Below are 19545 nucleotides of genomic sequence, written 5' to 3' on the forward strand. Positions count from 1 at the left end.
GTCATCAGCCAATGCGACCTCGCCCCGGCCCGTCCCATGAGTGGACACCGCGGATATAGGCCACGACGGAACACGCCTCTTGTGAATTTTTGCCAATTTGAGTGTCAAACATGACATCAGACACGCAAGAAAAAAGGCGCCTCGGTTGAGGCGCCTTTTTCTTACTGATCCAGGAAGGATCGTAGTTTCCGCGACCTGCTGGGGTGTTTCAGCTTCCGCAGCGCCTTCGCCTCGATCTGACGGATCCGTTCGCGGGTCACGCTAAACTGCTGACCCACCTCTTCCAGCGTGTGGTCGGTGTTCATGCCGATGCCAAAACGCATCCGCAGAACCCGCTCTTCACGTGGCGTAAGCGAAGCCAGAACGCGAGTTGTGGTTTCTTTAAGGTTTTCCTGAATGGCGCTGTCCAAAGGCAGCACGGCATTCTTGTCCTCGATGAAATCGCCCAGTTGGCTGTCTTCCTCGTCGCCGATTGGCGTTTCCAGTGAGATCGGCTCTTTGGCGATTTTCATCACCTTGCGGACCTTCTCAAGCGGCATTTGCAGCTTTTCGGCCAATTCCTCTGGCGTCGGCTCGCGACCGATCTCGTGCAGCATCTGACGGCCGGTCCGAACCAGCTTGTTGATCGTTTCGATCATATGCACCGGAATACGGATCGTCCGCGCCTGATCCGCGATTGATCGCGTGATCGCCTGGCGGATCCACCATGTCGCATAGGTCGAGAACTTGTAACCGCGACGGTATTCGAACTTGTCCACCGCCTTCATCAGGCCGATGTTACCTTCCTGAATAAGATCAAGGAATTGCAAGCCGCGGTTCGTGTACTTTTTGGCGATCGAGATCACCAGACGCAGGTTGGCTTCGACCATTTCCTTTTTGGCCTGTCGCGCCTCTTTCTCACCCTTTTGAACCTGCTGCACGATGCGGCGGAATTCAGGGATGTCCAGACCGACATATTGCCCGACCTGAGCCATATCGTTGCGCAGTTCCTCGACCTTGGCGGTCGAGCGTTCGATGAACATCTGCCAGCCCCGACCCGGCTTTTCCGCCATCTCGGCCAGCCAGTTGGGGTCAAGTTCGCGGCCACGATAGGCGTCGATGAACTCACGACGATTGATCCGCGCCTGATCCGCCAGCTTCACCATCGAGCTGTCCAAGGACATGACCCGGCGGTTAATGCCGTAAAGCTGGTCGATCAGAGCCTCGATCCGGTTGTTATGCAGGTGAAGACCGTTCACCAGCTCAACAATCTCGGCCCGCAGTTTCTGATAGGTCTCTTCGTCTTGCGCGCTAAATGTCCCGTCTTCGTTCAGGGTCGCCGAAATCCGGCTGTCCTGCATTTCGCTCAGTTGCGCGAAGTCCGTCGAGATACGCTCCAGCGTTGTCAGAACCTGATCTTTCAGCGCCGCTTCCATCGCGGCCAATGACATGTTGGCTTGATCATCATCATCGTCGTCATCGTCATTGTTCAGCGGATTGCCGTCAGCGTCCAACTCGGGACCTTCGTCCTTGGCTGGTTTGGCGGCCTGCACATTCGACGTATCCACGACCGGTTCATCCACATCGCCGTCTTCGTCCATTTGGTTGCCAAAAGTGGCCTCCAGATCGATTACGTCACGTAACAGGATGTCTTCGGACAGAAGTTCGTCATGCCAGATGGTGATCGCCTGGAAGGTCAGCGGGCTTTCGCAAAGCCCTTGGATCATCGTGTTCCGGCCTGCTTCGATCCGTTTGGCGATGGCAATCTCGCCTTCCCGGCTCAGCAGTTCGACGCTACCCATCTCGCGTAGATACATGCGCACAGGGTCATCGGTGCGATCCAGTTTTTCAGTCGCGGCGCCTGCCAGCGCAACCTCACGGTTGCTTTCGGTCGACACAAGCTCGGTCGAGCCTTTGTTTTCTTCTTCTTCGGCCTCTTCATCTTCGATGATGTTGATGCCCATTTCGGACAGCATCGACATCACGTCTTCGATCTGTTCCGAACTGACCTGATCAGGTGGCAGAACCTGATTCAACTGGTCATATGTGATGTAACCTTTCTCGCGGGCCTCGGCGATCATCTTCTTGACCTGGGCCTGGCTCATGTCCAGCGAGATTTCCTGCTCCTGCTCGTCGGATTTGCGGTCTTCGTTGGTATCCTTGGCGGCCATTCAATGCTCCTGCAGGGATGGGTGATTCGTTTGAACCGAATCATTAGCGCGTAGAAGTGATTCGGCCACCCGTTTACCCGTTTTTCTTTTCCAGTGCCTTACGAAAACACCACTTTACCGGCGTTTTCGCTCGAAATTGATCCCGGACATGATTGCCTCAAACGCGTCCTTCTCGTCACGGTTGATTCGCGCACCATTGTCGGCAACGTCGAATACAGCCCTGTCTTCGTTCTGGCTACGGCTTGTGCGGTTGCGCTCTTCGGCGGCCTGAGCCAACCGATATGTCAGCGCCTCATCTGCCAGATCAGACAGCTCCTCTGCGGCTTCGGCAATCTCTGCGTCCAACCCCCTGAGAGCTTTGATCTTTGCGAGTTCCTCGGCCAGCGTCATTTCGGCCTTTTCGACATCGCCCGGTTTATGCACACAAGGGATCACTGCGACATGGCGAAGGGCCAGCAGGTTTTCAAGGGGTTCAGGTCCCAAAGTTTGAATGATGTGGTCTTGCAGGTTGTCCGGGTCATCAATGGCATGGCGCAGGATGGCATGTCGTAGCGCCGCGTGATCCGGGTCGTGGCAGTCCATCTCTTCCAGCTGATGTTCGAATTGGACGACGACCTTGGGATTGAGAATGGCGATCGCCAGAATTGCAGCCTCGCGCAATTGGATATCCGCATTTTCGGACGAGGCCAGAAAAGACGATCTTGCCCCCGGTGTTGCCGCCGGTTTAGGCGGTTGCCACTTATCCCGAGGCTGCCACTGGCGACCCTGTTGCTGCCGTTGCGGACGAAAAAGTTGCCAGCGAAGGTCCTTGATCTCTTGCCCGTAATGCGACCGGATCGACGGATCGCGGATCAGCTTGATCTTTTCTCGCAACGACTTGTCCAGCGCAGCTTTTCGTTCCGGACTGTCGAAAACCTTGCCTTCGGTTTCGCGCTGCCACAGCAGCTTGACCATCGGGATCGCGCCTTCAAGTACGGCTTGAACGGCCCCCGGCCCTTCGGCGCGCAGCAGATCATCGGGATCTTTCCCTTCGGGCATCAGCGCAAAGCGCAGGGACTTCCCTGCCTCTAACAGCGGCAACGCAAGATCAACCGCGCGCATAGCCGCACGCAGACCTGCCGTATCGCCATCCAACGCGATGATCGGCTCATCGGAAATCCGCCACAGAAGCTGCAACTGATGCTCGGTGATCGCGGTGCCCAACGGCGCAACCGACGCGCCAAACCCAGCCTCGGCCAGCGCGATCACGTCCATATACCCTTCGGCCACGATGAGCGGCTGCCCCTTCCCCGCCGCCTGTCGCGCGGGGCCGTGGTTATAGAGGCTGCGCCCCTTGTCGAACAACTCGGTCTCGGGCGAGTTCAGGTATTTGGCGTTGTCATTGGGGTCCATCGCCCGACCGCCAAACGCGATACAGCGTCCGCGCGGATCGCGGATTGGGTATATGATACGATTGCGGAACGTGTCGTAAGGCTTCTTACCCTTGTTCGACGGTTTAGCCAGTCCTGCCCCAAGAATCAGGTCCTCAGCCACGTTCTTGCCGGTCAAGTGATCCCAAAGGGCCTGCCAACCGTCCGGGGCAAATCCGATCTCCCACCGATCCAGCGCCTGCGCGTCCAATCCCCGGCGGGTCAGGTAATCGCGTGCAGCACCCCCTGCCCCGGTTTTCAGCTGAAGCCGGAAGAACTGAACAGCCTGCTCCATTACTTCGGCCAGTTGTGCCCGGCGGTCCTGCTTTTCCCGCGCCTTAGGGTCGCGTTGCGGCATAGGCATTCCAGCCTCACGCGCCAGAATCTCAACTGCTTCGATGAACGAGACGTTCTCAGTCTCTTTCACAAAGCTGATGGCATCCCCTTTGGCGTGACACCCAAAACAGTAGTAGAACCCTTTCTGGTCATCCACGTGGAACGACGCGGTCTTCTCGTGGTGGAACGGGCACGGCGCCCACATGTCACCCTTGCCCTGATTGGATTTGCGGGCATCCCACATCACTTTGCGGCCAACAACCTGTGACAGGCTTAACCGGGTGCGCAGCTCATCAAGAAAACCGGGAGGCAAAGACATTCGTCAAACCTGCCAGAAATGCAAACGCTCGCCAAGAGACTGGCAAGTGTTTGTCCACAACGAAATCGCGTGTCTGGGGATTATTGCTGCAAGCACAGCTCAAGCCACGCGGCTCCGAGGTCTTGCTTGCGCACGTCGCGCATCTTTTGTTCATAGACCCAAGGCGTGATCAGTGGGATCGCGGCATTGTAGTTTTCTGGCCAGGTCGGCCCCGATTCCGCGACAGCCTGTGCCACATCACGCTCTTTCACCCGATCAAGGCGCGCTTGTTGAATGGCAGCGACCACATCGGCCTGGAACTTGCAGCTTTGTTCTTTGGTTTCCTGAGCGGTGGTTTCCTGAGCAGCCAGAGGCGTGGCCAGGACGATGGCCGCAATTGCGATGCGCAGCATGGGGGTCTCCCGGAATCGTTTGTTTCGCGACAGCTTACCTGCGCGCAACCGCCCCCGCCATCGCCGTTTTATGCCTCGCGGCTTCGTGTTGCGAATTAGCGCAAGCAGTTCGGGCGACCAGATACGTCCAGTCGCCCGATATAAGCTTACAGCCCCTTGGCCCGATAGCTTTTCGAGACCCGGTCGATAGCCACGATATAAGCCGCCGTCCGCAGGTCTTGGACGTCGTCGCGGCCATGCCAGACCTCACGCATCGACTGGTAGGCGATCCGCATTGTGTCATCCAGGCCCGAGCGCACCAGTTCAAGCTCATCCGCGCCCTTAAGATACTTGGCTTTGAAGTCCGGAGACATCGACCAGGCATCGCCCAGATACCGATCCAGACGCTCCAGCTCGCTTACGATCAGCTCATGCCGCGCCTCTTCCTGGCGGCGTTGCATCCGACCGAACCGAATATGGCTGAGGTTTTTGACCCACTCGAAATACGAGACCGTCACACCGCCGGCATTCGCGTACATGTCCGGAATAATCACGGTTCCTTTCTTGCGCAGGATTTCATCCGCGCCAGCCGTCACCGGGCCATTCGCCGCTTCGATGATCAACGGAGCTTTGATCCGCTCCGCATTCGAAAGGTTAATCACACCTTCCAAAGCAGCCGGGATCAGGATGTCGCAATCAGCCTCCAGAACGTCTGCACCTTCGGCGGAGTGCGTTGCATCGGGATAGTTGCTGACACCGCCGTGCTTGACGATCCATTGGCGCACTGACTCAACATCAATGCCTTCGGGATTATACAGCGCGCCGTCCCATTCAATGATGCCAACGATGCGGCTGCCGTCTTCCTCGCTCAGGAATTTTGCCGCGTGGTAGCCCACGTTGCCCAACCCCTGCACGACAACGCGTTTGCCATCCAGCTTGCCGGACAAACCTGCCTTGGCGATATCTTCAGGGTGCCGGAAGAATTCCCTCAAGGCATACTGAATACCGCGGCCGGTTGCTTCAACCCGACCGGCAATCCCGCCCGCGTTCAACGGCTTGCCGGTCACGCAGGCCCGCGCGTTGATGTCGGTCGTGTTCATCCGTGCGTACTGGTCAGCCATCCAGGCCATCTCACGCTCACCCGTTCCCATGTCGGGGGCCGGTACGTTTTGAGAAGGATTAATCAGGTCCCTTTTAGCCAGCTCATACGCGAACCGGCGGGTGATCTGCTCAAGCTCATGTTCTTCGTATTTCCTGGGATCGATGCACAAACCGCCCTTGGATCCGCCGAAAGGTGTCTCAACCAACGCGCATTTATACGTCATAAGCGCGGCGAGCGCTTCGACCTCATCCTGATTCACCGCCAAGGCGTAGCGAATACCGCCTTTCACGGGCTCCATATGCTCAGAGTGGACTGAGCGATACCCGGTGAACGTATGGATTTCCCCGCGCAAGCGAACGCCGAAGCGCACGGTATAAGTCGCGTTGCAGACCCGTATCTTCTGTTCAAGCCCCGGAGGTAAATCCATCAGGGCTGCCGCCCTGTTAAACATTAAATCAACACTCTCGCGAAAACTGGGTTCATTTTTGGTCGTCATTATTAACCTCCGTGCGAACGTAAAATTAGCGTTCAGACGCTTTGTCGCACCCCTTTCATAAACGATCAATAATTAAGCAGAAATAAAAGTTCAAAATCTGGTCGGCCTCGTCCTCTTGAGACTGAGTCGGCCCAGACCTGCACCGGCTTGCGTATTGTCAACGCTCGAAAAACAGAAGCCAAACGCGGCCCGGATTATCTATCAATTGCCTGGAAATAGGACTTATGCGCGCTGTTTTCGCCCAATTACCGCCACGTTTCGGCGCTAATTTCTCTTCGTTAACTATTCCTTAGCAGTAGTGGATGACTGTTCAGCGAGGTCGGCGAGATGACTAACCGTGTTTTTAGAGATCACTCTAAAAAAGGTGAATATACGAAGTCTAAGTTAGGATGTTTTACGCACAGCGAAGACGGGTCTTTCACGATATTTGTCTTGCTAGGCCTAATTGTAATATTTGCGACAACGGGCATCGGCGTCGATATCATGAACTACGAACGCGACCGAGCGACCCTGCAATCAACATTAGACAGGGCGGTTCTGGCAGCAGCCGACCTCGACCAGACGTTGCCTCCCCGCCAAGTAGTTGAGTCCTACCTTGATAAGTCTGGTTTGTCCGGCAAGCTAACATCAGTAGACGTACGAGAAGGGCTTGGATCTCGCACGGTTGCAGCAACTGCCAGGACGGATGTTAAAACCCATTTCATGCGGCTTTCAGGATATGATTTTCTAACAGCGAACGCTGCCAGCACCGCCGAAGAGTCCATTGGTGCGGTAGAGATTTCTCTGGTCTTGGATATGTCTGGATCGATGAACGAAGATTCAGCAGAACCCAATAGAACCAAGCTCGAGGTACTTCAGGACGCGGCAAAGAAATTTGTCACCCTTATGCTGGAAAAGCAGGAGGGAAGCGAGATTTCAATGTCCATTATTCCCTACGCCACTCAAGTGAATGCGGGGGCTCAAATCCTGGACAAATTCACGAATGTCTCGAGCGAACATGACTATTCCCATTGTGTAAATTTCACTTCCTCCCAATTCCAAGACGCTTCTCTTAACCCCAGCACTTCGCTTAACCGTACCGGGCATTTCGATGTGTTTACCAATTCGGAAAACCCAATCATCCTGCCAGTTTGCCCTGTTAGGGCAGGCAGCGAAATAACGCCAGTTACCGACGACATTACCGTATTACACAGACAAATCGATGAGTTGACCGCTAATGGAAACACCTCAATCGACGTCGGAATGAAATGGGGTGCAGCTTTGCTCGACCCATCATTTGAACCCATTGTGAGCGGACTCGCTACTGACGGTGCAGTACCAGACAAATTCAAGGATCGCCCGCTGGGTTATAATGACGACGTGCTCAAGGTAGCAATTGTCATGACCGACGGACAAAACACGTCTCAATTCAGACTTCGGTCAGATTTGCGCAGCGGAAATTCCGATGTTTGGTACAACCCAGACTACGTCCATACCGATGGCTCGATCGGTGAGTACAGCACCCGAATTTCTAATAACCCTGCCCAGTATTTTTGGACGCGCCAACGCGTGTTTCGGGATCATCCATACGGCGACAGCGAGCCGGGAAACGCGACACGTCTTACTTACCCAGAGTTGTTTAATCAGGCATCCCTGTATTGGAACGCTATCAACAACTATCGTTGGCTAAACAACAATGTTTCCATTTGGTATCGTGACGCTTACCGCTTCACAGGGACCACATCAAAAAACACTCGGACAACCAATGTATGCTCGGCGACCAAAGATCAGGGCACCATAGTCTATGGTATCGCGTTTGAAGCGCCGGACGCCGGACTGACAACGATCAAGAACTGCGCCAGTTCAGACAGCCATGTCTATGAAGTAGACGAATTTGATGACCCAGAAGGAATCTCTCTGGAAGAAGCATTTACCTCCATTGCGTCATCGATCAAAAAGTTGAGGCTAACCCAATGATTAGAAACATCTCTTCCCGCCTTCGAAAGTATAGGACGTCTGAGGAGGGTAATGTCGTCGTCGAGTTCGTACTTATCTTTCCTATTTTCATATTCTTCATTCTAAGTGCGACGGAATATGCAATTGTGACAATACAACAAGCGATGCTTGAGCGTGCGGTTGACATTACCGTGCGCGATATTCGACTCGGGACCGGCACCAACCCCGACCATGATACGATCAAGGCATCTATTTGCGAAAACACGACAGTGGTCCGCAACTGCACAGAGAACCTCCGACTGGAGATGATCCAACAGAGCGCGTTTACGGGTGTTAACCTGCCTGAAGTACCGGATTGCACGGACAATTCAGAAGAAGTAAAGCCAGTTCGCACATTTCAAAACGGATTGTCGAATGAATTGATGATATTACGCGCCTGCGCTCGTGTAGATCCCGTCTTTCCGACTTCGGCCATGGGCAGAGCCCTTGTTGATGAAACAGGTCAAATCGCGTTGACAGCGACGACCGCCTTCGTTCAGGAGCCAACGTAAGATCATGACCTTATTTTCCAGAATGAGAAAATTCTTATTTGCTGCCAGACGCGACGAACGCGGAGTTTTGGCAGTAGAGGCAGTGCTAATTTTCCCGATATTGCTTTGGACGGTCACGGGAACCTTCGCATTTTTTGACGGATTTCGACAAAGCGCAGCGAACTTAAAAGCGGCCTACACAGTTGGTGATCTTATCTCTCGCGAAACGGGCAGTATTACGGATACGTATATCAATTCGATGCAAGAGCTTCTAGCTGCGATGGTCGACAATCCCAACGAAGTTAGATTGCGTGTCTCGTTGATTGTTTTTGATAGTGGCGATGATCGTCACTACGTTGAGTGGTCGGCAATCCGCGGTTTTTGTGAGCAGCTGGACAATGACAACATTGGCGCGTTGCGCGCAAGCCTTCCCCCAATGCCGGATCAAGACACCCTTATTCTTGTTGAAACGTCCAACGCATACACACCCGTCCTTGGTTCTAACTGGGTGGTAGGCACCTGGGTTTCCGATGACCTCACGTTCGAGAATTTCGTGTTTACGAGACCCCGCTTCACCAACTCAATCGCCGACGATCTTGGCCCCCAAGTTAGCTCTGGCGTCTGTCCGCAAGAAGAACCGATAGCAACTCCGACATAAATTTGGTTTCGGCGGCTGCAGTCATGCCGCCAATACCCACCCGGCGGCCCAGCCGCCACCAAAGGCCTGGGGCCCAAACATTTGCTTGTTTGTTTCGCGTGCGCACAAGAAACCCGTTTGAGGGTTTAAAGGCAAAGACACCGCGATCCACAACTTCGATATCCTGAACCAGGGCGATTACGCGGCCTTGGCCGGTCCTCAGCTCGGTTTTTGTCAATTCGATACTGTCATTGGTTGCGTGCCACATGCGATGCGCAAGCCAAAAGGACGCGCCCCCTACTACCAGCAGAAACACCTGCCAGAGGGGCTCTGGTGGTGCGGCCAGGACGACATACAGAACCATTGCGCCAACGACACCCAGCATTCCGACCCCAAGCCATCGCCGTGACGTTGATGCCTTTACAGTCGCCAGCACTTCTTCCTGCATGTTCATCCCCTCATTTCCTTTATGTGGGTGTAACGGCTTTGAACCGTGAAAGACAGAGGGGTCGGACCTGCAATTTTTCGCACACCTGCCGTGCCCGTCTGCAAATTGACGCACAGCACCCCAGCGTTACATGATCTGTGTGAAAACAGGAGGCCAGCATGTCCTTAAGACCAACCTTGGAAACACGAAAATCCGTCCCCACCCTTGAAGGTGCCGGGGTCAAATTGCATCGTGCATTCGGGTTTCAAGATCCGTCCGAGCTGGACCCGTTCCTTTTGTTCGACGACTTTCGGAATGAACGCCCGCAGGACTACCAAGCGGGCTTTCCCTGGCACCCACACCGTGGGATTGAAACCATTACCTACGTCTTGTCCGGCACGGTCGAGCATTCCGACTCGCTGGGAAACACAGGGACACTGGGTGCCGGTGACGTGCAATGGATGACGGCGGGCTCGGGCATCTTGCACCAAGAGATGCCCAAGGGAAATGCAGTCGGCCAGATGCACGGCTTCCAACTTTGGGGAAATCTTCCGTCGGATCAGAAAATGACCTCGCCGCGCTACCAGGACGTGCAGAGCAAGGACATCCCCGAAGTAACCGATGATGACGGTACAACTGTGCGCGTTATCGTCGGGGAATTCTGGGGGAAGACAGGCCCTGTCGACGGCATTGCGGCTGATCCTCAATATCTGGATATCTCAATCCCCGCCGGCGTAAAAAAGACCTTCCGAATAGACACATACAGACGCGCTTTTGCGTATGTGTTTCAGGGACAAGCTGCGTTTGCGGACGCGTCCCAGCCAACAGGCGTTCTTTTGGAGAAAGAGGTTGCCGGGCAAGAGGTCAACATACGCGACATGTCGGGCGACCGAACGCTTGTGCGTTTCGGTACCGGTGACGAAATCACGGTTCAGGCCGGTCCGGAGGGCGTCCGGTTCCTGCTGATCTCAGGGGCACCGATAGAAGAGCCCGTCGCCTGGCACGGCCCCATCGTAATGAATACGCGCGCCGAGCTGGAACAAGCCTTCCGTGAGTTGCAGAACGGCACTTTCATAAGGCCCGCTCATTGATCAGGCTGTAACCGCGCGCCGGACCATATCCCAATAGACCTGTTCCACCTCGTCGAGTGACAGGCGTCCGCCGGCGCGGTACCACGTCATAACACCATTCAGCATCGCGATTACGGCCAGCGTGGCGATCTTGGTATCGGAAATATCGAATACCCCTGCCCGCTCACCTTCTTGCAGGATTGCTTCCAGTGAATCCTCATAATCACGGCGGAGTGCTTCAATCTCAGAGAAATTCTCGGCCGTAAGATTGCGCAGCTCCATGTAGGCAATGAACACCTCATCCGGGCGTTCAAGGTGGAACCGGATGTGGAACCCCACAAACTGGCGCAGGGCTTCAACCGGGCTGTTGGGTTTTTTTCGTCCTTTGTATGTGGCAAGCAAGTCCTTCATGTGATCATGCATCAAACGGTAGAGCAGGCTTTGTTTGTCAGGCGTGTAGTTATAAAGCGCCCCAGCCTGCACCCCTACCACGCTTGCGATTTGGCGCATGGAAACAGCGGCATAGCCGTGACGTGCGAAAAGGGCCAGCGCAGCTTTGCGGATACGCGGGCCAGTGATGTCTGAATGAGAGCCTTGTGTGCGTGCCATTCTGCAACCGTATCTGAACGTTCGTTCAGATAGAACCCCGCTTGAATGAACGATGGAAAAGATGCAACACAGTTACACGTGTTATCGAAAGGGCTGTGAATGAAACCCCTGCCATTCCTGATCGCGATGTTTGCCCTTGCCGGGTGCGTCGACTTCCCAGAACTGGAGGGCAGCGAACCGACAAGCCTGAAATCCGCGCGATACCCCAAGCTGATCCCCCTGCAGGAAAACCTTGGCCCTCCGGTTGATCCGGTGAACGAAGCAGCAGAGGTCGAGGAAGACCTGATCGCACGACGCGAAGCGCTGCAGAAAAAGGCGGATCAGCTGCAACAAGAACAAATCAACTGATGTCCTGCGTTTCTCGAACCGAACCGGTTCGCGACGCATTGCACCCTTGCGCCGAACCCGCTAAGGCAGCGGAGAACGGGCTGAGCCCGTAAACAAGGAATTCGAGCGGAAAGGAACCCACGGAATGACACAGGCGCTGCGGCTTGGAATTGCGGGCTTGGGAACGGTTGGCGTGGGTGTCGTCAAGATCGTAAGTCGCCATGCTGATCTGTTGCAGGCGCGTACTGGGCGGCCCGTGGAAATTACCGCTGTCTCGGCGCGCGACGCGACCAAAGACCGTGGTGTGAACCTGTCCGATTACGCGTGGGAAACGGATCCTGTCGCGTTGGCCAAACGCGACGATGTCGATGTTTTCGTCGAGCTGATGGGTGGCGAAAACGGCCCTGCCAAAGCCTCGGTCGAGGCGGCGTTGGCCAGTGGCAAGGATGTTGTCACCGCAAACAAGGCGCTGCTTGCGATACACGCGCAGGAACTGGCCGAAAAGGCCGAAGCCGCGGGTCGCGTGATCCGGTTCGAAGCCGCCGTAGCTGGCGGCATCCCGGTGATCAAGTCGCTGACCGAAGGCCTTGCGGGTAACGAGATCACCCGCGTCATGGGCGTAATGAACGGTACATGCAATTATATCCTGACCCGGATGCAATCGCAGGAATTGGGCTACAACGCCTTGTTTGAGGAATGCGCCCAGCTTGGATATCTGGAAGCAGACCCCAATCTGGATGTCGGTGGCATCGACGCGGCGCACAAGCTCGCGCTGTTGTCTTCGATCGCGTTTGGCACCAAGCCTAACTTTGATGGAATCGAGATTGAGGGCATTCAGCAAATCAGTCTGGATGACATCCATCAGGCCGACGATATGGGCTACCGTATCAAGTTGCTGGGCGTGGCACAGCGAACGGCGCGCGGTCTGGAACAGCGGATGCAGCCGTGTCTGGTTCCCAGCGGATCACCTTTGGGCCAACTCGAAGGCGGCACAAACATGGTGGTGATTGAGGGCGACGCGGTTGAACAAGTTGTCCTCCGCGGCCCAGGCGCCGGCGAAGGCCCTACAGCCAGCGCTGTCATGGGGGATGTGTGTGATCTGGCGCGCGGGCTGCAAATCCCGACCTTTGGGCGCCCAGCAACCACTCTGCAAGAGTCGACCCCCGCAATAACCGGCCTGCCCGCCCCGTACTACTTGCGACTGGCACTGTATGACAAACCCGGCGCGCTAGCCAAAGTCGCGGCAATCCTGGGCGATGCGGGCGTGTCCATTGACCGGATGCGCCAGTACGGGCACTCCGACAGCACCGCCCCTGTTTTGATCGTCACGCACAAAACCACACGGGCCACTTTGGACATAGCGTTGTCGGGTTTCCGGGATACGGATGTGGTTGCAGGCGAACCCGTTGCCTTACGCATCGAAGAGGTTTGACCCTTGCGGCCTGACCAATACGCAGGTTATGCCGAAGAAAACGCCTATAATGACCTAAGGATAGTGAAAAATGAGTGCTGCCAAGATTGATTTCAACGACCGCCTGCTGTCGCTGGGGCTTGCGCGGGTCGCAGAACAGGCCGCGCTGGCCTCTGCCTCGCTGGTTGGGCGCGGTGACGAAAAAGCAGCGGATCAGGCGGCTGTCAACGCGATGCGCGAACAGTTGAACCTGCTGGACATTGCGGGTGTCGTTGTCATCGGCGAAGGCGAGCGTGACGAAGCGCCGATGCTGTATATCGGCGAAGAAGTTGGCACTGGTAACGGCCCCGGCGTGGATATCGCGCTGGACCCGCTGGAAGGTACGACGCTGACGGCCAAAGACATGCCCAACGCTCTGACCGTGATCGCAATGGGTCCGCGCGGGTCGATGCTGCATGCACCTGACGTTTACATGGATAAACTGGCCGTTGGCCCCGGTTTTCCCGAGGGTGTCGTTAGCCTGGACATGAGCCCAAGCGAACGGGTTGAGGCGCTGGCCAAAGCCAAGGGCTGCGAACCCGCAGACATCACTGTGTGCATCCTTGAACGACCAAGGCACGAGGCCATGATCGCCGAAGTACGCGAGACAGGCGCTTCGATCCGCCTGATCACCGACGGTGACGTCGCCGGAGTTATGCACTGTGCCGAAAGCGAAGTGACCGGTATCGATATGTATATGGGTCAAGGCGGCGCGCCCGAAGGCGTGCTGGCTGCGGCTGCGCTAAAGTGCATGGGTGGTCAGATTTTTGGTCGCCTGTTGTTCCGCAACGATGACGAAAGAGGCCGCGCCGCAAAGGCTGGTATTAAGGACCTCGACCGCGTCTATGCGCGGGACGAGATGGTGACTGCGGACGTGATCTTTGCTGCAACCGGTGTAACAGGCGGATCCCTGCTGCCGCGCATCAAGCGCGAACCGGGTTGGGTCGAAACCACGACCCTGCTGATGCGTTCAAAAACTGGCTCGGTCCGGCGCATGTCCTACCGCACGCCGATGTGGTCGCACGACACACCATAACCGCTTGCGCGCCCGATGACCTCGGGAGTATCCATACAGACAAAGAGGCCGGGTCCGCGAGGGTCCGGCCTTGGCATATCAGGGGCAGGTCATGAGCTTTCTAGGGGTTGAACAGTCTTTGTCCGGGCGGCGCTGGGTCGGCCCGACGGCAGATGTGGAACGCGCAACCGAGATGCTTGTGCAACAGGCCGGCCTGCCACGCGCGGTCTGCCAGGTCTTGGCGCGACGTGGAGTTCCGGCGATGGAGGCCCCTGGCTTTCTGGACCCCAAGCTGAAAGAACTGTTGCCCGACCCCCGCGCGATGAAGGACATGGAGATTGCTGCGAACCGGTTTTTGAAGGCCGTTCGAGAAAAGCAACGAATTGCGGTCTTTGCGGACTATGACGTTGACGGCGGAAGCTCGGCCGCGTTGCTGATCGTCTGGCTGCGTCAGATGGGCCTTCAGGCGACGCTTTATGTGCCTGACCGCATTGATGAGGGCTACGGCCCCAACGTGCCTGCAATGCAGTCGCTTGCTGCGAAACATGACCTGATCATCTGTGTCGATTGCGGAACGCTCAGTCACGACCCGATTGCTGCTGCCAAAGGTGCGGATGTCATCGTGCTGGACCACCACCTTGGCGGCGAAACACTGCCCGACTGTGTGGCTGTGGTGAACCCGAACCGGCAGGACGAAAGCGGCGATCTGGGGTACCTTTGCGCAGCGGGTGTTGTGTTTCTTATGCTTGTTGAGGCAGGCCGCCAATTGCGGGACGCAGGTCTGAAAGGGCCGGACTTAATCTCACTGCTGGACCTTGTGGCGCTGGCCACTGTCTCAGATGTCGCGCCGTTGATAGAGGCCAACCGCGCCTTGGTACGGCAGGGGCTCAAGGTCATGGCCCAACGGCAGCGACCGGGCCTTGTGGCGTTGTCGGATGTCGCGCGGATGGATGCCGCGCCCAACAGCTATCACCTCGGCTTTCTTCTTGGGCCGCGCGTCAACGCCGGTGGGCGGATTGGACAGGCCGATTTGGGCGCACGATTGCTCAGCACCGATTCAAAGCACGAGGCCGAAGCCTTGTCGCAACGGCTGGACGAATTGAACACCGAGCGTCGCGATATCGAAAACGCCGTGCGCGCGTCAGCCATGGAACAGGCCCAGGAACGGGGGCTGGACGCACCTTTGGTTTGGGCCGCTGCCGATGGCTGGCATCCCGGTGTCGTGGGAATCGTGGCCTCGCGCCTGAAAGACGCAGCGAACCGCCCGGCCATTGTCATTGGCTTTGACGGAGAGGAAGGAAAAGGTTCGGGGCGCTCGGTCACGGGTGTAGATCTTGGCGCATCGATCCAGCGTTTGGCATCCGAGGGTTTGTTGGTCAAAGGTGGAGGGCACAAGATGGCGGCAGGCCTGACAGTCATGCGCGATCAGCTTGAGCCCGCTATGGCACGCCTGAGCGAGTTGCTGGCCAAACAAGGTGCTGGCGATGCAGGGCCAGCTGACCTTAAACTGGATGGCACCCTCATGCCTGGTGCCGCGACTGTAGAATTGATTGAGCAGATTGAAAAAGCAGGGCCGTTCGGGGCCGGTGCCCCTGCCCCGCGCTATGCTCTGCCAGATCTACAAGTCCGTTTTGCCAAACGCGTGGGCGAGTCCCATTTGAAGCTATCGCTGTCAGACGGCGTTGGGGCTGGCCTAGACGCAATCGCGTTTGGTGCGTTCGACGGGCCGATGGGTGAAAAACTCTCAAATCACGGTGGCGCACGCTTCCATTTCGCGGGTCGGCTAGAGGTGAACACGTGGGGTGGCCGTCAAACTGTGCAACTTCGGCTGGAAGATGCCGCCGAGGCGCACTAACAGCGTTTTCGACCGCGCCAAAAAACTTTCACATCCTTGCATTTTTCGGCTTGCGGGGGTCTGAGTGAAACCGTAAAAGGCCCTCCACAAGCCAGCGTGGCCCGTTCGTCTATCGGTTAGGACGCCAGGTTTTCAACCTGGAAAGAGGGGTTCGATTCCCCTACGGGCTACCACTTGTGCTTGTTTGGCCTAAATGGCCCGTTCGTCTATCGGTTAGGACGCCAGGTTTTCAACCTGGAAAGAGGGGTTCGATTCCCCTACGGGCTACCATTTTCTTCAGATCTGATTGCCTACTAGATGTTACCACCGGCGTTGGCATCGGCGGGTCAGACAATTCTTGTCACCGACACTTTTCGAACATGGGTTTGGCCCCCATCTGATCATTTGATTCATATTCGATTGTGAAGGAATCAACGCTCAAATTGCTGCAACTGCATCATGGGCAAAAAATAAAGTTTATGTTGAGATACATCTTTAACTCCTCCACAGTTAGGCAATAATATTTAAATAAATCAGTATTTTAACCTCCATCCAACTCATTTACTAAAAAATTAGTTTGACAGCTGCGCAGAAAATCGCTGATGCTGATCGTCATCCGGTCCGCGCCGGATCACATAATCTTTGGGAGGAGACAGATGCGGAGACATCTACTTTCCGCAGTGGCGGCGGCTGCCGTCATTGCGGGGCACGGTCCTGCTTGGGCCGACGAAGCCGCAGCACAACGTTGGATTGACGACGAATTCCAGCCATCGACTTTGTCGAAAGACGAACAGATGGGCGAAATGAAGTGGTTCATCGAAGCTGCACAACCTTACGCCGGCATGGAAATTAACGTCCTGTCGGAAGGTATCCCAACCCACTCGTATGAATCCGAGGTTCTGACCAAGGCTTTCGAGGAAATCACTGGCATCAAAGTCAATCACCAGATCCTTGGTGAGGGCGAAGTGGTTCAGGCTGTACAGACCCAGATGCAGACCGGTAGGAACCTGTATGACGGCTACGTCAATGACAGCGACCTGATCGGCACGCACTCGCGCCTGCAGCTGGCTTATAACCTGACCGAACAGATGGGTGGTGACTGGGCGGCGACCACATCGCCGACGCTGGATCTGGACGACTTTATGGGCATTCAGTTTACCACTGGCCCGGATGGCAACCTGTATCAGTTGCCCGACCAGCAGTTCGCGAACCTCTACTGGTTCCGCAAAGACTGGTTCGACGATGAGGCGAACAAAGCCGCTTTTAAAGAAAAGTACGGCTATGAACTGGGCGTTCCTGTCAACTGGTCAGCCTATGAGGACATAGCTGAATTCTTCACCAATGACGTGAAGGAAATCGACGGTGTCGCGATCTATGGCCACATGGACTATGGCAAGCGCGCGCCTGACCTTGGCTGGCGTATGACCGACGCGTGGCTGTCGATGGCCGGCGCCGGTGACGTGGGTGAGCCGAACGGCGTTCCCGTCGACGAATGGGGCATCCGCATGGAAGCGGGTACCTGTAACCCTGTCGGTGCATCCGTGTCGCGCGGTGGTGCTGCAAACGGTCCAGCTGCGGTCTATGCGATCCGCAAGTGGGATGAGTGGCTGCGGAACTACGCCCCTCCGGGTTCGGCGTCTTATGACTTCTACCAGTCGCTGCCGGCACTTAGCCAAGGCAACGTGGCCCAGCAGATCTTCTGGTACACCGCCTTTACCGCCGACATGGTGAAGCCGAAGTCCGAAGGCAACAACACCGTGGATGACGAGGGCACGCCGCTGTGGCGGATGGCGCCCAGCCCGCATGGCCCCTATTGGGAAGAAGGCCAGAAGGTTGGTTATCAGGACGTTGGGTCGTGGACCTTCCTGAAATCGACGCCTTCGGATCGTGCGCAGGCCGCGTGGCTCTACGCTCAGTTCGTGACGTCCAAGACTGTCGATGTGAAGAAGTCCCATGTGGGTCTGACCTTCATCCGCGACAGCTCGGTCAACCACGAGTCTTTCACCGAACGCGCCCCCAAGCTGGGTGGTCTGGTCGAGTTCTACCGCTCGCCTGATCGTGTGGCATGGTCGCCGACCGGTATCAACGTTCCGGACTATCCGAAGCTGGCCCAGATCTGGTGGCAGCAGATCGGTGACGTGAACTCGGGCGCCTTCACCCCGCAAGAGGCGATGGACCGTCTGGCCGAGGAAATGGACATCACCATGGCCCGCATGCAGGCCGCGGATGAAAGCGCCGGTGTCTATGGCGGCTGTGGCCCACGCCTGAACGAACCGCAGGATCCTGCCTTCTGGCTGGAAAAAGCAGGCTCGCCCAAGGCCAAGCTGGAAAACGAAAAGCCGCAGGGCCAGACCGTCAACTATGACGAACTGGTTGCCCGCTGGCAGGCCAACTAAGCCAATGCAACCGGGGATGCCGTGCGCGGCATCCCCACCCTACGACCAGTGCGCGGCACTGAACGACCGGAACCCACGGACATGATCGAACTTCAAGATGCCACCAAACGGGTTGGCAACGTTATTCATATCAAGCCCACCAATCTGACGCTGCAGACCGGCCATTTCAATGTGCTGCTGGGCGCGACGGGATCAGGCAAGACCTCTCTGATCAAGATGATGGCCGGGCTGGACCCGATCGCCTCAGGCAAGGTTCTGATGGATGGGCAGGACGTCACGCGGCTGAACACGCAAAAGCGGCAGATCAGCCTGGTGCACCAGTTCTTCGTGAACTACCCGCATATGACCGTATTCGACAACATTGCCTCGCCCCTGCGCGTGGCGGGCATGGCGCAATCCGAGATCGAAGGCCGCGTGGAAGAGGCCGCCGACCTGCTGCAACTGCGCCCGATGTTGCACCGCCGACCGCACGAGTTGTCGGGCGGACAGCAGCAGCGAACAGCGCTGGCCCGGGCGATTGCCAAGGAAAGCCGCGCTGTGTTTCTGGACGAGCCCCTGGCCAACCTCGACTACAAACTGCGCGAGGAATTGCGCGAGCAACTGCCTGACCTGTTCGCAGGGCGCGGGGCCGTCGTGGTCTATGCCACGTCCGAGCCCGAAGAGGCGCTGCTGCTGGGCGGCTACACCGCCCTGATGGAGGATGGTCGCGTGACGCAGTTCGGCCCCACCGCCGACATCTATCGCAACCCCGAAAACATCGCCGCGGCGCGTGTGTTCTCGGACCCGCCGATCAACGTGGCCCAAATCACCGTATCAGGCGCGCAGGCGCAACTGGCAGGTGGCGGAGGCTGGGCTGTCTCTGACATGGCCGACGGAGACTACATGGTCGCCGTGCGCCCGCACCGGGTGACACCGTTCCGCACGTCGGATGCAGATGTGGAACTGACGGGCCGCGTGATCGTGACCGAGCTGTCGGGCTCGGATTCCAGCGCGCATTTCCGGCATGGCTCGGATGACTGGGTTTCACTGGCGGCTGGCGTGCATCCCTATCAGGTCGGCGAAGATCACAGTTTCTACATGAACCCGGCGCACTGTCGGTATTTCGGCCAAGACGGCAAAAGGGTGGCCTGAC

At 56.8% G+C, this 19545-nt stretch carries 16 protein-coding genes and 2 tRNA genes; 12 read left to right on the forward strand and 6 right to left on the reverse strand.

Annotation, left to right across the window (positions count from 1 at the left end):
- Positions 1-161: 161 nt before the first annotated feature.
- The 4 genes from rpoD to ACR0DG_RS11165 form a co-directional block, all read right to left on the reverse strand.
- Positions 162-2150 (reverse strand): RNA polymerase sigma factor RpoD, encoded by a 1989-nt coding sequence (gene rpoD / locus ACR0DG_RS11150; RefSeq protein WP_480697840.1) that lies wholly within the window; start codon positions 2148-2150, stop codon positions 162-164.
- Positions 2151-2264: 114 nt separating this feature from the next.
- Entirely contained in the window at positions 2265-4214 is a 1950-nt protein-coding gene (gene dnaG / locus ACR0DG_RS11155) for a DNA primase (protein ID WP_480697842.1), read from the reverse strand.
- Between the two features lie 80 nt (positions 4215-4294).
- On the reverse strand, positions 4295-4606 hold the full coding sequence (locus tag ACR0DG_RS11160; RefSeq protein ID WP_480697844.1) for a hypothetical protein: 312 nt from the start codon (positions 4604-4606) through the stop codon (positions 4295-4297).
- 146 nt (positions 4607-4752) lie between these two features.
- Positions 4753-6183 (reverse strand): Glu/Leu/Phe/Val family dehydrogenase, encoded by a 1431-nt coding sequence (locus ACR0DG_RS11165; protein WP_480697846.1) that lies wholly within the window; start codon positions 6181-6183, stop codon positions 4753-4755.
- 327 nt (positions 6184-6510) lie between these two features.
- Here ACR0DG_RS11165 and ACR0DG_RS11170 point away from each other — a divergent pair, with 327 nt between their 5' ends.
- From ACR0DG_RS11170 to ACR0DG_RS11180, 3 genes are read left to right on the forward strand one after another with little or no spacing between them, the layout of a single operon-like run.
- Positions 6511-8139 carry a pilus assembly protein TadG-related protein gene (locus ACR0DG_RS11170; RefSeq protein WP_480697847.1) on the forward strand — a complete coding sequence of 543 codons (1629 nt, stop codon included), beginning with the start codon at positions 6511-6513 and terminating at the stop codon, positions 8137-8139.
- The gene (locus tag ACR0DG_RS11175; protein ID WP_480697849.1) at positions 8136-8669 is read left to right on the forward strand and encodes a TadE/TadG family type IV pilus assembly protein; all 534 of its coding nucleotides are present in this window, start codon (positions 8136-8138) and stop codon (positions 8667-8669) included. The genes ACR0DG_RS11170 and ACR0DG_RS11175 overlap by 4 nt, the downstream gene beginning before the upstream one ends.
- A 4-nt stretch (positions 8670-8673) precedes the next feature.
- Positions 8674-9306: a TadE/TadG family type IV pilus assembly protein gene (locus tag ACR0DG_RS11180; protein WP_480697851.1), complete on the forward strand. Its 633-nt coding sequence runs from the start codon at positions 8674-8676 to the stop codon at positions 9304-9306.
- Here ACR0DG_RS11180 and ACR0DG_RS11185 read toward each other — a convergent pair.
- The gene (locus ACR0DG_RS11185; protein WP_480697853.1) at positions 9257-9739 is read right to left on the reverse strand and encodes a hypothetical protein; all 483 of its coding nucleotides are present in this window, start codon (positions 9737-9739) and stop codon (positions 9257-9259) included. The genes ACR0DG_RS11180 and ACR0DG_RS11185 overlap by 50 nt on opposite strands.
- Before the next feature lie 152 nt (positions 9740-9891).
- On the opposite strand from ACR0DG_RS11185, the gene ACR0DG_RS11190 reads away from it, so the two are divergent.
- Complete coding sequence (locus ACR0DG_RS11190) at positions 9892-10803, forward strand: pirin family protein (RefSeq protein ID WP_480697855.1); 912 nt, start codon at positions 9892-9894, stop codon at positions 10801-10803.
- Here ACR0DG_RS11190 and ACR0DG_RS11195 read toward each other — a convergent pair whose 3' ends face one another.
- On the reverse strand, positions 10804-11391 hold the full coding sequence (locus ACR0DG_RS11195; protein WP_480697857.1) for a TetR/AcrR family transcriptional regulator: 588 nt from the start codon (positions 11389-11391) through the stop codon (positions 10804-10806).
- A gap of 99 nt (positions 11392-11490) precedes the next feature.
- Between ACR0DG_RS11195 and ACR0DG_RS11200 the strand changes: the two genes are divergently transcribed.
- The 8 genes from ACR0DG_RS11200 to ACR0DG_RS11235 all read left to right on the forward strand — a co-directional run bounded on the left by ACR0DG_RS11200 (position 11491) and on the right by ACR0DG_RS11235 (position 19544).
- Positions 11491-11739 (forward strand): hypothetical protein, encoded by a 249-nt coding sequence (locus ACR0DG_RS11200; RefSeq protein WP_480697858.1) that lies wholly within the window; start codon positions 11491-11493, stop codon positions 11737-11739.
- A gap of 124 nt (positions 11740-11863) precedes the next feature.
- Positions 11864-13150 (forward strand): homoserine dehydrogenase, encoded by a 1287-nt coding sequence (locus ACR0DG_RS11205; RefSeq protein WP_480697860.1) that lies wholly within the window; start codon positions 11864-11866, stop codon positions 13148-13150.
- 70 nt (positions 13151-13220) lie between these two features.
- Positions 13221-14204, forward strand: a complete 984-nt coding sequence (gene glpX / locus ACR0DG_RS11210; RefSeq protein ID WP_480697861.1) for a class II fructose-bisphosphatase — start codon at positions 13221-13223, stop codon at positions 14202-14204.
- A gap of 91 nt (positions 14205-14295) precedes the next feature.
- The gene (gene recJ / locus ACR0DG_RS11215) at positions 14296-16038 is read left to right on the forward strand and encodes a single-stranded-DNA-specific exonuclease RecJ (RefSeq protein WP_480697862.1); all 1743 of its coding nucleotides are present in this window, start codon (positions 14296-14298) and stop codon (positions 16036-16038) included.
- A 98-nt stretch (positions 16039-16136) separates the two neighbouring features.
- Positions 16137-16211: transfer RNA gene (locus ACR0DG_RS11220), tRNA-Glu, on the forward strand.
- A gap of 22 nt (positions 16212-16233) precedes the next feature.
- A tRNA-Glu gene (locus ACR0DG_RS11225) sits at positions 16234-16308 on the forward strand.
- Between the two features lie 365 nt (positions 16309-16673).
- Positions 16674-18413 carry an ABC transporter substrate-binding protein gene (locus ACR0DG_RS11230; RefSeq protein ID WP_480697864.1) on the forward strand — a complete coding sequence of 580 codons (1740 nt, stop codon included), beginning with the start codon at positions 16674-16676 and terminating at the stop codon, positions 18411-18413.
- Between the two features lie 81 nt (positions 18414-18494).
- Entirely contained in the window at positions 18495-19544 is a 1050-nt protein-coding gene (locus tag ACR0DG_RS11235; protein WP_480697866.1) for an ABC transporter ATP-binding protein, read from the forward strand.
- Position 19545: the final 1 nt, after the last annotated feature.

This window comes from Ruegeria sp. BG8 (assembly GCF_056538325.1).